General features: G+C 35.6%; 13 protein-coding genes, 1 tRNA gene and 1 rRNA gene. 6 read left to right on the top strand and 9 right to left on the bottom strand.

From position 1 onward, the window contains the following. Positions 1-159: 159 nt before the first annotated feature. The 3 genes from MHH96_RS24760 to gsiB form a co-directional block, all read right to left on the bottom strand. On the bottom strand, positions 160-480 hold the full coding sequence (locus MHH96_RS24760; RefSeq protein WP_047942189.1) for a hypothetical protein: 321 nt from the start codon (positions 478-480) through the stop codon (positions 160-162). Next, positions 477-1,391, bottom strand: a complete 915-nt coding sequence (locus MHH96_RS24755; protein WP_217275771.1) for an HD domain-containing phosphohydrolase — start codon at positions 1,389-1,391, stop codon at positions 477-479. The genes MHH96_RS24760 and MHH96_RS24755 overlap by 4 nt, the downstream gene beginning before the upstream one ends. 528 nt (positions 1,392-1,919) lie before the next feature. Then, entirely contained in the window at positions 1,920-2,291 is a 372-nt protein-coding gene (gsiB, locus tag MHH96_RS24750) for a glucose starvation-inducible protein GsiB (RefSeq protein WP_047942187.1), read from the bottom strand. A gap of 123 nt (positions 2,292-2,414) precedes the next feature. Between gsiB and MHH96_RS24745 the strand changes: the two genes are divergently transcribed. Continuing rightward, positions 2,415-2,783 (top strand): hypothetical protein, encoded by a 369-nt coding sequence (locus tag MHH96_RS24745; RefSeq protein WP_047942186.1) that lies wholly within the window; start codon positions 2,415-2,417, stop codon positions 2,781-2,783. A 251-nt stretch (positions 2,784-3,034) separates the two neighbouring features. On the opposite strand, the gene MHH96_RS24740 is transcribed toward MHH96_RS24745, so the two are convergent. Both MHH96_RS24740 and MHH96_RS24735 read right to left on the bottom strand, forming a co-directional pair. Continuing rightward, positions 3,035-3,784 carry an NADPH-dependent oxidoreductase gene (locus MHH96_RS24740; protein ID WP_047942185.1) on the bottom strand — a complete coding sequence of 250 codons (750 nt, stop codon included), beginning with the start codon at positions 3,782-3,784 and terminating at the stop codon, positions 3,035-3,037. A 138-nt stretch (positions 3,785-3,922) separates the two neighbouring features. Further along, positions 3,923-4,705: an SDR family oxidoreductase gene (locus tag MHH96_RS24735; RefSeq protein ID WP_047942184.1), complete on the bottom strand. Its 783-nt coding sequence runs from the start codon at positions 4,703-4,705 to the stop codon at positions 3,923-3,925. Positions 4,706-4,893: 188 nt separating this feature from the next. Between MHH96_RS24735 and MHH96_RS24730 the strand changes: the two genes are divergently transcribed. The 4 genes from MHH96_RS24730 (at position 4,894) to MHH96_RS24715 (ending at position 9,329) form a co-directional block, all read left to right on the top strand. After that, positions 4,894-5,889 carry a zinc-dependent alcohol dehydrogenase family protein gene (locus MHH96_RS24730; RefSeq protein WP_061799008.1) on the top strand — a complete coding sequence of 332 codons (996 nt, stop codon included), beginning with the start codon at positions 4,894-4,896 and terminating at the stop codon, positions 5,887-5,889. An 84-nt stretch (positions 5,890-5,973) separates the two neighbouring features. Beyond that, positions 5,974-6,207, top strand: a complete 234-nt coding sequence (gene tlp / locus MHH96_RS24725) for a small acid-soluble spore protein Tlp (RefSeq protein ID WP_047942182.1) — start codon at positions 5,974-5,976, stop codon at positions 6,205-6,207. A gap of 226 nt (positions 6,208-6,433) precedes the next feature. Further along, positions 6,434-7,606 carry a beta-ketoacyl synthase N-terminal-like domain-containing protein gene (locus MHH96_RS24720; protein WP_047942181.1) on the top strand — a complete coding sequence of 391 codons (1,173 nt, stop codon included), beginning with the start codon at positions 6,434-6,436 and terminating at the stop codon, positions 7,604-7,606. Position 7,607: 1 nt separating this feature from the next. After that, entirely contained in the window at positions 7,608-9,329 is a 1,722-nt protein-coding gene (locus MHH96_RS24715) for an ATP-binding protein (protein WP_053215670.1), read from the top strand. Between the two features lie 87 nt (positions 9,330-9,416). On the opposite strand, the gene nspC is transcribed toward MHH96_RS24715, so the two are convergent. From nspC to MHH96_RS24695, 4 genes are all read right to left on the bottom strand, one after another. Continuing rightward, the gene (gene nspC / locus MHH96_RS24710; protein ID WP_047942180.1) at positions 9,417-10,556 is read right to left on the bottom strand and encodes a carboxynorspermidine decarboxylase; all 1,140 of its coding nucleotides are present in this window, start codon (positions 10,554-10,556) and stop codon (positions 9,417-9,419) included. 10 nt (positions 10,557-10,566) lie between these two features. Continuing rightward, complete coding sequence (locus MHH96_RS24705; RefSeq protein WP_047942343.1) at positions 10,567-11,766, bottom strand: saccharopine dehydrogenase family protein; 1,200 nt, start codon at positions 11,764-11,766, stop codon at positions 10,567-10,569. Positions 11,767-12,042: 276 nt separating this feature from the next. Beyond that, positions 12,043-12,118: transfer RNA gene (locus MHH96_RS24700), tRNA-Ala, on the bottom strand. Positions 12,119-12,357: 239 nt separating this feature from the next. Then, positions 12,358-13,050, bottom strand: a complete 693-nt coding sequence (locus tag MHH96_RS24695; RefSeq protein ID WP_047942178.1) for an MgtC/SapB family protein — start codon at positions 13,048-13,050, stop codon at positions 12,358-12,360. 549 nt (positions 13,051-13,599) lie between these two features. Between MHH96_RS24695 and MHH96_RS24690 the strand changes: the two genes are divergently transcribed. Then, positions 13,600-15,147, top strand: a 16S ribosomal RNA gene (locus MHH96_RS24690). The last annotated feature ends 45 nt before the right edge of the window (positions 15,148-15,192 follow it).

Raw genomic sequence — 15,192 nt, 5'->3', positions numbered from 1 at the left:
AATGGGGAGTTATTATTAGTATCCCATTATGGATTTCTTTTTTTGGATGGATAAAGTTACTTATTAATTTTACGTAAATATGGAAGTCTAAGTAAAGGCTATTAGGATATAAGGATAAAAAAGCATCGAAACCGATTATGCCTTCGATGCTTTTTTGTATTAAGCTTGTGGAATTGGAGGGTCAATTCCGAGGACTTTTTCGCCGTTAACTGTTAACCAAATATAGTAACGGTCAATTTCTTTACCAAGGATTTTTTCGATTTTCGCGATAACTTTTTCTTGAACATCAAAAGAAATCTGGGCAGTTTGTTCACCTAGTGGTACATTTTTGAGTCCAAGTGCATCTGCAATTTGTCTTGCTTGATCATAAGAGACTTCGATGTATTTGTCATACTCAGGTAGGTAAGCAGCTTCAGCAGGCTTTACTTGAAAGGATACAATTAATACTACAGCTAATAAACTCCATACTAATTTTTTCATAAGCTCTCTCCTTTTTCATATTTAATTATTTCTTCTTTTAGTGCTATAAAAGTATCGACCACTTTAGGGTGATACATAGTACCCCGGTTATTTAAAATTTCTTGAAAAGCTTCTTCGGCAGATTTGCCCTTTTTATATACTCTGTCTGTAGTCATTGCATCAAAGGAATCAACAACTGATATAATTGCAGATTCGATGGTAATCTCATCTTCTTTCAGACCTTTTGGATAACCTTTTCCATCATATCTTTCATGATGCTGTTCAACAATTAATGCAATTTCATTTAATAGAGGGATGTTCGCTTCTTCTAATAACTGTCTTCCAAATGTGGTATGTTTTTTCATAATCTCCCATTCTTCACTAGTTAACTTACTAGGTTTTTGAAGAATTTCTAATGGGACTCTAACCTTTCCAACATCATGAAAAAACGAGGCGAGATTTAACAGTGTAATTTGTTTAGTGGACAATTCTAGTGCTTTTCCCACCAACATGGAATAATGTTTAATTCTTTCACAATGATCAACGGTATAGCCATCTTTCTCCTCAATAGATATGGCTAATTCCATTAAATCTTTAGAAAGTTTGCTATAATTATGAAAAACTGGCTGACTTGTTACATATATAAACTCAGTTTCTTCCTGAGAATAAAAATTGGTGAATTTCATTATGGGACTCTCAGAGAAAGATTGTCCAGTACTTAATTCGATTGTTCTTTCATCCGTATGATAAAGTAATTTTCCAGAGAGTATATATATAAATTCAAGACCAGTCCAATTCTCTTCCGGGCCAAGTGCCCAACTAGAACCGGGTTGTAATTTATGATAGATTACTTCGGTTCCATCTCCAGCGGCCATTAACGAAATTTGGAGACCTTTAAAATAAACGGTTTCTATAAACTCACCTGCATTCATGATGCCCACGATTTACTCCCTCTCTCTATTTACAATAAAAATAGATTAATATAATCTATAAAAATCTCAATTATAGTTATTTTAAATCATAAATAATGTTATTTTAATAGGTATATTAGATTATATTATATTTATCGTGTTAAAGAGAGTAGATTATCGAAATTTGTAAAACTCAACAAAAATATTGTAACAAATGTTGTATGGAAATAATAGCATTAAATTACAAATTATCTGAACAAAGATATAATATGGAAAGAATTAAAAACGGGAAAAAGGAGTTTGTTATTTATTAAGTGCTAACAAAAATCAAAATCAAATCTTTGAATAACTTTTCTGAATAATATATAATATAATAATGTAAAAGGGCTGACCTAATACAAAGAATTGATCTTGTACAGGTCAGCCACTTAAATGGTTGTTTCTCAGTTTTTATCCTTCATTACTTTAATTATTTAACTAGTTTTGGTGGAATTTCCACTTGGTTGTTACCCATATCCTACTATGGGTGAGTGGATATTTCTGTATCTATTAATTATTGTCGTTACGTGAATTTCCACCTTTTCGACCAATTTCTTGGTAGAAGTCTTTATCGTGGTTTTCAGAAGTAGCTTCTCCACCCTTTTTACCGATTTCTTGGTAGAATTCCTTGTCGTGGTTTTCAGCAGTGGTTTCTCCACCTTTTTTACCGATTTCTTGGTAGAATTCTTTGTCGTGGTTTTCAGCAGTGGTTTCTCCACCTTTTTTACCGATTTCTTGGTAGAATTCTTTGTCGTGGTTTTCAGAAGTAGCTTGTCCACCTTTTTGTCCGATTTCTTGATAAAAATCCTTGTCGTGATTTTTAGAAGTAGCTTCTCCGCCTTTTCTACCTGCTTCTTCTCTGCTCATTTTGTTGTCTGCCATTTCTATCACTCCTATTAAAGATTTTTAATTAACGTTACATTGGTTATATAGCCGAATTTGAACATAATAAACATAAATATATATTTTTTGGTATAGAAAATTTTGGTAAAGGGGAAAATGTGAATGAAAGTTACGAGAGAAAAATTTATGAAAGTAGTAGAGGTTGCTGAAGAATTAGGATGCAAAGTTGTATATGATTCGACAAAAAAAATTAGTTTTAATACAAATATGTATATAACGGTTCCTTATCAATTTTCATTGGAAAATATCTATGCACTTGCACATGAAATTGGCCATGTTATTGATTATGTCAATGGCGACCTCGATCATGATAAATGGTTGCATGATTGGTCTTATCGTGTCAACGCAGAGATGAGTGCGTGGGTTCATGCCTATAAAATATTAGAGAAGAATGGAGTACCATTACATCATTGGCAGACACATGTAAATGCTAAACTAGCGAATTATTTTATTCTTCCAGAAGTAATCTAAACTGGTATAAAAAAGAGGCAGTTATTCCTTTTCCTTTTATTGAAGGAGAGGAAAGCTGCCTTTTTTAGATGAAAGAAAGGGTAGTATTTTAAGGATAAATTAAGAAGTTTTTGCCTCTCTAACGCGAAATGGATAGTGCATATGTTAGAAAAAGGGACTACTTTTGGAATAAGTTTCCCTAAATAAAATAAAGAAAATAGCTATTACAAAACGGGTATATGAGAACCATTTTAATAATAGCTACTTTCATTTTAATTGTTATCTTGCATATCTTTCGCTAGGAATCCTTGTTGTTTAATCATTTTAGCATTACTTGGGTAGTAGGATTTATCATAAAAGTTTGCAATGCGATTGGTCCATCCCACTGGGGTTTCCCCTCTGTTCTTTAAATACTCGCTGTATGTTTGATTATATTTTTCAAGCATTTCCTGTTGATTTCTATCATACTTTTCTTCATGAAGAACACCTTGTAAAGGTAATCTAGGTTTTAATCCGGGATCCCCATCAGGATATCCAAGGCAGAGTCCAGCAATTGGTATGACATAGCTAGGTAATTGCAAGAAGTCAATTACCTCTAAAGAATTCCGACGAATACCTCCTATGGGAACTGTTCCTAACCCGAGTGACTCGGCAGCAGTAATGGCATTTTGTATGGCCAGACCAACATCCGTAGCCCCAATTAAGAGCGTATCAACATCATCGATTGCTTTAAACTCCTTTCCTTCCATTTCACTAGCTAACTTTGCTCGATAGAAATCAGCACAAAAGATGAGGAAGACCGGAGCATTTTCAACATGCTTTTGATTCCCGCATAATTCAGCTAAATGTCTCTTTCTATCCTTATCTCGAACCAAGATGGCTGTAACATGCTGTCCATTAATCCAAGAAGGGGCACTTTGTGCTGCTTCCATAATTGAGTGCAGTGATTCCAAACTTACTTCTTTATCTTGATATTTACGATAAGATCGATGTTTTTTTAAATGTTGTATGATTTCATTCATCTAGTGATTCTCCTTTTTCGTATTTTCTTTATTTTAGCATAGCGAAAAGAAAAAATATCTCATTGAGCCAGATAGAGTCATGACAACTTTTTAGCATAAAAAAACCTACCAATAACAAAATAGGCAGGTTTTTGAATTTTATAAGAGAGATTCAGCGCCGTCTATATATACTTCTGTACCAGTAATATGATTAGATAAGTCAGAACTTAAGAAATAAACTAAATCAGCTACTTGTTGAGCGCTTCCAGATTGCTGGGACAATGGTTGGTTCCCGTCTGGATATTCAACAGGGATAGTTATTTCTTTTAAGTGTTCTTCATCTTTAAAAGTATTCTTTTCTATATTTGTATCGATTGCTCCAGGGCAGATCATATTGACTCTTATTTTGTATTGGGCTAATTCTAATGCCGCCATTTTTCCAAATGCCACTTGTCCAGCTTTCGATGTACTATAAGCAGACATTCCGAAGTTTTTAAAAATGCGATTTCCGTTAATACTGCTTGTTATAATAATACTGCCACCATTGGTTTTCATATGGGGAATGCTATATTTAACAGTTAAAAATGTACTTTTCAAATTTGTTTCAATGGTTGTATCCCATTCAGAGGGTGTCAGGTCTTCAATAGAAGACACTGCCCCGTTAATTCCCGCATTAATAAAAACTGTATCTATTCTATTCCATTTTTTTACGGTTTCCTCAATAGCCTGTTGAATGGAAGGAGGCTCTGCGACATTGGCTTCTAATGAGATCGCTTCTTGACCTTTTTTATTAATCGTTGCTTTCACTTCTTCTAGCTCATCAGCATTTAAGTCTACTAGTGCTACTTTCATTCCTTTATTTGCAAGTGAGATGGCTGCTGCTTTTCCAATCCCGGAAGCTGCCCCGGTAATTATCGCTACTTTATTTTTAAGGTCATTCATTTTAGTATCCTCCTCGATCAATATCGATAATGATATTGTTATTATGATAGATATAAGATACTAATATCCATTTTTAATGAAATAGAAACGTTTTATGAGTTGGTAAGTAAATAATTAAAATTTTAATACTAAATTTTCGAAAAAATCGTTTATATTCGGTAATATGGAGAGAAAGGAGATGATTTTCATTGAAAGCGATGATAATTGAAGCATTTGGTGAGTCTACGGTATTTAAGTTGAAGGAAATAGAAACACTTGATCTATTGCCACACCAAGTCCGAATAAAAGTAAAAGCTACTAGTGTCAATCCTATTGATATTAAAGTGAGAAGTGGAGCAGTACCAGGTGTTTCTCCGTCTTTTCCCGCTATATTACACGGAGATGTAGCAGGCGTTATTGAAGAAGTAGGAGAAGCGGTACAATCCTTTCAAATTGGTGATGAAGTATATGGATGTGCTGGCGGTTTTAAGGGATTACAAGGTGCATTGGCTGAATATATGATTGCTGATTATCGACTATTAGCACATAAACCAAGAAATATCACTATGGAAGAGGCAGCTGCAATCCCTCTTGTTGGGATAACTGCATGGGAATCATTGTTTACTAAGGGGGGATTAAAGAAAGGAGATAATATCCTTATTCATGGTGGAGCAGGCGGGGTCGGCCATATTGCCATTCAGCTCGCTAAATGGGCCGGAGCTATTGTTTCTACAACCGTTTCAACCATAGAAAAGCAAGTGATTGTTAAAAAAATAGGTGCAGATTATATTATTAATTATCGAGATGTGTCGGTGAAAGAATATATTGATAAATATACGGATGGAAAAGGCTATCCATTGATCTTTGATACTGTCGGCGGTAGAAATCTAGACCAATCCTTTGAAGCAGCAGCTTTAAATGGAAGTGTCTTAACCATTGCTGCCAGATCAACACATGATTTAACTCCTTTACATTCAAAGGGGCTTTCGTTACATGTAACATTTATGCTTCTCAAGATGCTTAATGAGGATTCGCGAATAGAGCATGGGGATATTTTACGCAATATCACGAAGATAGTAGAAGAAAATAAGTTAAAACCACTACTTGATAAAAAAACATTTTCTTTCGAGGAAATTAGTAAAGCGCATGAATATTTAGAATCAGGCAAAGCTGTTGGAAAAGTAGTTCTTGTTAATAAATGGTAGGTTACATTTGTTGAGAAGCTTTGTATAAAAAATTCCGTAGATAACCAAAATACATACGTAGTGTATTAGGAAGGAGGAATCATCATGAGTTATCAAAAGCCAAACCCTGATAATCGTTCTGATAATGTAGAAAAATTACAGGACATGGTACAAAACACGTTAGAAAATATCGATAAAGCAGAAGAAACGCTGGTAAATGCGAGTTCTGATGAAAAAGAAATGATTCAACAAAAGAATAAAAGAAGAGAAGCTGCAGTTCAGTCGTTTAGAGAAGAAATCCAAGATGAAGCATCTGATAGAGAAAATGGGTATCAGTAAGTAAAAAGGATTAGAATAGGCTGCACGTTAGATTTTAACTTTATAGGATAGAATAAAGCTAATTATTTTGTTCTCGAAGAAATTAGCCAATTTATCTTATAAGGTGGAAATACTTTCGTGCAGTTTTTTATTTGTTTTGTGGCAATTTAGAAATTTCTCGGAATTTACTGCTGTAAAACGATTTTCATAGTAATATATATATGAATACTTTTATAGGAGAATTAAGATGAAAGCAGTTATTACTGGAATGGGAATAATAGGAGCAGGATTTTCCAATATAGTAGAGTTTATGACAGTGCTTCAAAGTAATAAAAGTATGTTGAAACAGGAGAAATATGAAGGGAAATACATATACACAGGTAGAGTGAGGGAAGAGCAAATAAACAAGGTACATAAAAGGCAAGAAAAAATGTCTAAACCTGTTCGTATGATTCTCCATGCATGTAAAGAAGCAATAGAACAGGCCAATATAAGCGTTAGAGACTATCGAACAGCGGTCATTGTCGGTTCTTCGGCTGGTGGCTTAGCAGAAATCAGTAAAGCCACTTTTTCTTTGGAAAAAGGCAAGAGGCTTTCTCCTTATACTATTGGAAATATGAATGCTAATTCTCTATCTTCTAGCATTAGTGCTTATTTGCAGTTAAATGGTATAGCATTATCATTGGCAAATAGTTGTACATCGGGTATAGATGCATTAAATTTAGCGAGAATATTAATTGAGTCAAATCAAATTGATGTTTGCATAGTTGGTGCTAGTGATGAATCAATTTGTGATCCTATAATAAAAGGGTTCCTTCCACATCGTGTTTTACAAGCTGGAAATAATCCTCAACCCTCTTTTGGGCCATTTTCAGGTGGGAAAGGATTTTCGATTTCGGAAGGAGCAGGTGTTTTAATTGTTGAAAATGAGCAAGTAGCCATTCAGCGTCATGCATCCATATTAGGAAAAGTAGAAGCTACAAGTGTAACACAGGACGCTATCTCTCCTTTTCAGTCAGACTCAACAGGTTTGCTTATGGAAAAAGCAGTTGCTGAATGTTTACAAGAGAATATGCCAACCTACATAAATAGTCAAGCTTTAGGAATAATGGAAAATGATCATATTGAAATCGGTGTATATAAGAGGTTTTTTGCAGGATCTAAGATTCCTATTACATCCATTAAGGGAACGGTCGGGCATGCAATGGGAGTTTCGCCGCTTTTTCAAATAATAGCTTCTTTAATAAGTATCAAAAAAAGCTTTATTCCTGCAACCATAAGTCAGGAAATAAATGATTATTATCGAGATTATCCAATAGTGACACAGCTAATTACAGAAGATGTTGATCGCGTTTTAATAACAGCACATGGATATGGAGGAAATAATGGGTGCGCGATGATAACAAAAGGAGGAGCATAAAGTGGAAGCTATATTATTATTGATGGTTTCGTTAGTCCCACTCATTATTTCTGTGACTATTATTTTTTATTCACAGTCTCAATTAACAAAAGCCTTATCTCTTTTCTTATGTATGCTCTCCTTCTGGCAAATGGATATCGCAGTTTTATATGCAGGAGATTTCTTAAGTCAGGGGACAATTGAACTCTTATTTAAAATATTCCGGCTAGGAACTATTTGTATAATGCCAGTTATGTATTATTTTTCATATTATTTAGTAAGTGAACATAAAGAGTTTAAACGATTTAGAGTATTGTTTAATAAGCCATTTTTATACGTTTTAATTTTATATAGTTTATTTGCCTATTTTATTAATTTTACTAGCCTTGGTGTGAAGGATTTTATTGTTATGGATGGAAATTTACTTTCTTCTAAGTATATTCTTCCTATTTACGGAAAGTGGAATGTATTATTCATCTTAAATATTGTTTTATTATATTTGAACACTATCATTTTATTGGTGATTTCCTTTAAAATTAGGGATCCCATTTATAAAAGCTTTTATATCAAATTTGTAATCGCTGTTTTAATCATCTATATTAATGGTGTATTTAGTGGTTTTATTTTTATTCCATTATTTTTCTCTAGTTTTAACTCTTTGATAGCGGCAGTTATTTTATTTTTAAGCTTTTTTCAAATGCAATCGACACATCTGAATAATATGAATGCAGAGTTATCGAGGCAAAGTGAGTTACTCGAAGCTATTATGGATATAAACCCGAATTATTTATTAGTTAAAAATAAGAAGGAACAAATAGTAAAAATGAATCCTTCCTTCTTAAAGCTATTATCGCTTGAAAACAATAATTGGTTAGGGCGTCCATTTTCTTATATAGAAAAACGTATTAATATGGAGACAGACGAACCGCATCGATTTGTCGATAGCAGCGGGAAGAACTATTTTATTATATGGGGGAAAAAGGAACTTATACATAGTACTGGAGAAGAATATCATATCTATTTTGGACATGATATTACGGATCAGAAGCATAATGAACAACTAATGATTTCTTCTGAAAAATTAAAAGTGGTAGGAGAGATGGCTGCCAGTGTTGCCCATGAAATTCGAAATCCGTTGACAACTATTAGAGGGTTTATCCAGCTTTTGAAGGAAAAAAACGATGCTTCTGGCTATGAAACGATATTACTGGATGAAATTGATCGGATTAATGAAGTCTTAAAAGAGTTGCTTATACTAAGTAAACCTGAGGCGAAAGAAAATGATAATAATGCTCTTCCGATTACAAAAGCATTTTTAGAATTAAAAAATCTAAAAGTCCTATTTCATGCCCTGGCTAATGAACAAAATAAAGAGATCATCTTAGAAAATAGAGAGAATAAAGAAATAATAGCTTCAATTGATAATTCTCAATTTAAACAAGTTTTATTAAATATATTGAAAAATAGTATAGAGGCAATTGAACCTCAAACAGGGAAAGTAAAAGCAATACTCGACCAAAAAGATGATTTTTGTAGAATTAGAATAATTGATAATGGAGACGGAATAAGTAAAGAAAGACTAGCTAGGATTGGAGAACCGTATTATACAAGCAAAGAAAAAGGAACTGGCATAGGCTTAACGATATGTTTAAAGCTTCTCAAGCAAAATAAAGGAGATATGGTAGTGAAAAGTAAAGAGGGATGGGGAACTGCAGTTACCATTGTCTTACCGTGTTTTCTTTAAAGATGTATAGAGAGTTGCGTAACAAATAAAAAGCGGATGTTTAAGGGGAAAACCCCTTTTAAACATCCGCTTTTTGAATCATTTCAATTAAGATAAGCGATTACTGTAATCTTCGAAGACAAACTGGCGAACAACTTTTAAGCCTTCTTCTTCATTATAAGAAGCAATAGAAGGTAAATTAACGCCGTTGAACATATGGTTTTTAACCATTGTATAGTGGGCCATGTCGCAGAATACAATTTTATCGCCAGGCTTTAGTGGTTTTTTGAAAGAATAATCCCCAATAACATCTCCGGCTAAGCACGTCATACCGCCAAGTCTATAGGTATATTCATTTTCACCAGGCTTCCCAGCATCAATAATATTAGGTCGATATGGCATTTCAAGTACATCTGGCATATGACAAGTTGCTGATGTATCAAGTATAGCAATATCCATTCCATTATGAACAATATCAAGGACAGTGGATACTAAGTAACCTGTATTCAATGCAATGGCTTCGCCTGGTTCTAAATAAACATCTACATTATATTTTTCTTTTATAAATAATATAGATTCAACTAAAGTTTCAATATCATAATCTGGACGAGTAATATGGTGTCCTCCACCAAAATTAATCCACTTCATTTTTTTTATATATTCGCCGAACTTCTCATCGACTACTTTTATCGTGCGTTTTAAAGTATCCGAATTTTGCTCACACATCGTATGAAAATGAAGTCCATCTATTCCATCTAATTCTTCTGGATTAAAGTTATCTAAGGTAATACCAAATCGAGAATAAGGAGCACATGGGTTATAAAGCTGTGTTTCAATTTCTGAGTATTCAGGATTGATTCGAAGACCTACATCAATTTTCTTCCCCGCTTTTTGAACCTTATCTTTAAATCGATTCCACTGACTATGCGAATTAAAGACGATATGGTCTGTATATTGAAGTAATTCATCAAATTCGCTTTCTGCATATGCAGGTGCATATGCATGTACTTCTTTTCCCATTTTCTCATAGCCAAGTCTAGCTTCGAATAACGAACTGGATGTTACTCCTGCTAAGTATTTACCCACTAGAGGAAATACAGAGTGCATGGAAAACCCCTTTAATGCAAGTAGAATTTTTGCCCCTGTACGTTCCTGTACAGACTGTAAAATTTCTAAGTTTCTTGTTAAAAGACGCTCGTCCACTACGTAACTTGGTGATGGAGCTTTTGTAAAGTCAATCTTTTTCATTTCATTCCTCTCAATCTATAAGAGTTGGAGAAAAGTTCTCCTGCCATGGTAATCCATATTTATTTAATGCATCCATGAATGGATCTGGATCAAATTCCTCTACATTGTATACGCCTGGACGCTTCCATTGGCCTTTCATGATAAGCATGGCACCAATCATCGCTGGAACACCAGTTGTATATGAGATTGCTTGAGATCCTACCTCGCGATAACATTCTTGGTGATCACAAATATTATATACATAATAAGTTTTAGGCTTTCCATCTTTTGTACCTTGAATGATACAGCCGATATTGGTTTTCCCTTTTGTTCTAGGTCCAAGTGATGCAGGATCAGGGAGAATTTCTTTTAAAAACTGTAATGGGATAATCTCTTTTCCTTCATAATTAATTGGTTCAATAGATGTCATTCCAACATTCTCAAGAACCTTTAAGTGGTTTAGATAATTATCAGAGAAAGTCATCCAGAAACGGATTCTCTTAAGTCCTTTAATATTTACTGCTAATGATTCTAGTTCTTCATGGTATAAAAGATAAATGTTTTTAGGGCCAATTTGGTCTAAATTATATTCTCTTTTTTCAGAAAGTGGTGGTGTTTCAATCCATTCGCCGTTTTCCCAATATCTTCCGTTCGCTGTAATTTCACGAATATTGATTTCTGGATTAAAGTTTGTAGCAAATGGATAGCCATGGTCTCCGCCATTAGCATCAACAATATCTATATAATTAATTTCATCAAAATGATGTTTTTGTGCATAAGCCGTGAAAACACCTGTTACTCCAGGATCAAACCCACTTCCAAGGAGCGCGGTTAAGCCAGCCTCTTCAAACTTTTGCTTATATTCCCATTGCCATTTATATTCAAATTTAGCTGTTTCAGGTGGTTCATAGTTTGCAGTATCTAAGTAATGGACCCCAGTAGCTAGACACGCATCCATTATAGTTAAATCTTGGTATGGTAATGCAACGTTGATTACTATTTCTGGCTTAAAGCTATTGATTAACTCGATTACTTCTTCTGTTTTATCAGCATCAACTTGAGCAACAGTAACCTTTGTTTTGCCACCATCAATTTTATCTTTAATTGCTTCACACTTTGAAAGTGTTCTGCTTGCAATGCAAATTTCTTCGAATACATCTGGTACTTGACAGCATTTATGTGCGACAACACTTGCCACTCCGCCAGCACCAATAATTAATGCTTTTCCCAACATGAATAACCTCCTTTAATACTACCTAAAAAATTTCAATAAGGCTGATTATACATAATGTGCGTCAAATAATCTATATAATCCAGTAAAATATAAAAAAAATTTAATGAAAATTTATAGACAGGAAATTCAGCTGTAAAATTAGGGAAGAAAAGGAGGGGGCTAACAAATGATTTATTGTGGGATTAAGAGGAAACCTCTCAGAGAATAGCTTGCTCTCTTTTAGAAAATAAAATAAAAAAAACGACTATTATCGCCGTTAGGTTATGAAAAATATGGTGGAGACTATCGGGATCGAACCGACGACCTCTTGCATGCCATGCAAGCGCTCTCCCAGCTGAGCTAAGCCCCCATAATAATATCTATATACATTATACAAAATTAAATAAAAACTTCAAGTGGTTGAATGAATTATTGGATTGGAATAAATAGAACCCTTTATAAAACTAAAAGATTAGCAGAATTTATTGAAAATGAGTATACTGAAAAATTTCAAGTTAATGAAGGAATAATATGTAAGGAAATTTCTATACCTATAAAGGAAGGTTCAAATGAGGGGTATATGAACCTTCTCCTTTTTAATGATTGAAATTAATTTAAACTCTCTATTTCAATTTCTTTCACTCCATGAATGTCAGAAACATCTCTATAAACATCTGTTATTTCTCTTTTTTGATCAACTATGATAATAAGGTAAATAGAATGTTCTCCCGTTTCTAAATCTTTAATTCGTATATGTTTTATTCCTGTTCTTAAATTACGTATCGCCTTAATAATAGTTGAGACATTTTCCTTTTGGTCAGCTTTTAGTTTTACTTTAATTTCTTTTTCTCTCAACTGACGAGGACCAATCATACTCATGAAAAATGGTATAAATTTAACACTAATTAATAGAAGGACAACCCCAATTAAAGCTTCTATATAATATCCTGCTCCGACTGCAATCCCTATGCCTCCTGCTCCCCATATTAAAGCTGCTGTAGTTAATCCAGAAATACTATCATTTCCTCTTCTCAGTATAACTCCAGCACCTAAAAAACCGATCCCAGAAACAATTTGAGCCGGTAAACGTAACGGATCCATTTGAATATTAACTTGATCGCTACCAGGAAATTTATAGGCTGCTTCAATCGAAATAATAGTTAATAAGCAGCTCACAATACTTATTACAAGACTAGTTTTTAGACCTACAGGTTTACGTTTAATTTCTCGCTCTAATCCAATGATCAATCCGAAACCAGCGGAAATACCTATTTTTAATAAAAAATCTATATTAATATCCATTCTATGTTTCCTCTCCTGTATTTAATTTATTGTAGTCAAGTGTCGTGGTTGATTATTAATTCTCACTATATAAAGAACAGGAAATTAAACAAGGCTACAAGGTGCTAGGGGAAATTATTGAAAACAATTCTACGATTTTTAAAAACTTAAAGTATAATATCCTATAACGGTTTATTGTAAACACTAAATATTAATTAAGTGTATGTTATTTGGAGAAAAACATTCTTCTTATAGAAATGGTACTCCTTTTTAATAATGGAATATTTTTTAAAAAAAGTATTGACGGTTAACTTTAAACAATGTTATATTAATATCCGTCGCTGAAACAACACGAAATGTTAAAGTAAATGACGGAAAAGAATTTTAAAAATACTATTGACATTGATAGTTAATAGATGTTATATTAGGAAAGTCGCTTCTTGAGCGGCTAACTAAATTGCTCTTTGAAAACTGAACGAACAAACGTCAACAATAATCGTTTTATAACGAATGTTGTAAAACAAAAAAAGTAATAAAAAGCTAGAGTTTAGCAATGAGCTAATCAACTCTTTATTGGAGAGTTTGATCCTGGCTCAGGACGAACGCTGGCGGCGTGCCTAATACATGCAAGTCGAGCGGACTTTAAAAGCTTGCTTTTAAAGTTAGCGGCGGACGGGTGAGTAACACGTGGGCAACCTGCCTGTAAGACTGGGATAACTTCGGGAAACCGGAGCTAATACCGGATAATCCTTTTCCTCTCATGAGGAAAAGCTGAAAGACGGTTTACGCTGTCACTTACAGATGGGCCCGCGGCGCATTAGCTAGTTGGTGAGGTAACGGCTCACCAAGGCGACGATGCGTAGCCGACCTGAGAGGGTGATCGGCCACACTGGGACTGAGACACGGCCCAGACTCCTACGGGAGGCAGCAGTAGGGAATCTTCCGCAATGGACGAAAGTCTGACGGAGCAACGCCGCGTGAGTGATGAAGGTTTTCGGATCGTAAAACTCTGTTGTTAGGGAAGAACAAGTACAAGAGTAACTGCTTGTACCTTGACGGTACCTAACCAGAAAGCCACGGCTAACTACGTGCCAGCAGCCGCGGTAATACGTAGGTGGCAAGCGTTGTCCGGAATTATTGGGCGTAAAGCGCGCGCAGGCGGTCCTTTAAGTCTGATGTGAAAGCCCACGGCTCAACCGTGGAGGGTCATTGGAAACTGGGGGACTTGAGTGCAGAAGAGAAGAGTGGAATTCCACGTGTAGCGGTGAAATGCGTAGAGATGTGGAGGAACACCAGTGGCGAAGGCGACTCTTTGGTCTGTAACTGACGCTGAGGCGCGAAAGCGTGGGGAGCAAACAGGATTAGATACCCTGGTAGTCCACGCCGTAAACGATGAGTGCTAAGTGTTAGAGGGTTTCCGCCCTTTAGTGCTGCAGCAAACGCATTAAGCACTCCGCCTGGGGAGTACGGCCGCAAGGCTGAAACTCAAAGGAATTGACGGGGGCCCGCACAAGCGGTGGAGCATGTGGTTTAATTCGAAGCAACGCGAAGAACCTTACCAGGTCTTGACATCCTCTGACACTCCTAGAGATAGGACGTTCCCCTTCGGGGGACAGAGTGACAGGTGGTGCATGGTTGTCGTCAGCTCGTGTCGTGAGATGTTGGGTTAAGTCCCGCAACGAGCGCAACCCTTGATCTTAGTTGCCAGCATTCAGTTGGGCACTCTAAGGTGACTGCCGGTGACAAACCGGAGGAAGGTGGGGATGACGTCAAATCATCATGCCCCTTATGACCTGGGCTACACACGTGCTACAATGGATGGTACAAAGGGCAGCAAAACCGCGAGGTCGAGCAAATCCCATAAAACCATTCTCAGTTCGGATTGTAGGCTGCAACTCGCCTACATGAAGCTGGAATCGCTAGTAATCGCGGATCAGCATGCCGCGGTGAATACGTTCCCGGGCCTTGTACACACCGCCCGTCACACCACGAGAGTTTGTAACACCCGAAGTCGGTGGGGTAACCTTTTGGAGCCAGCCGCCTAAGGTGGGATAGATGATTGGGGTGAAGTCGTAACAAGGTAGCCGTATCGGAAGGTGCGGCTGGATCACCTCCTTTCTAAGGAAAATGGAATTTACATTCCATCAAAGATTGTTGACGATT

The sequence above is a fragment of the Niallia sp. FSL K6-0212 genome, assembly GCF_038007605.1.
In the GTDB taxonomy this organism is placed as follows: Bacteria; Bacillota; Bacilli; order Bacillales; family Cytobacillaceae; genus Niallia; species Niallia circulans.
The sequence above is the reverse complement of the archived record's forward strand: the minus strand, read 5'-3'. Positions and strand labels throughout refer to the sequence as shown.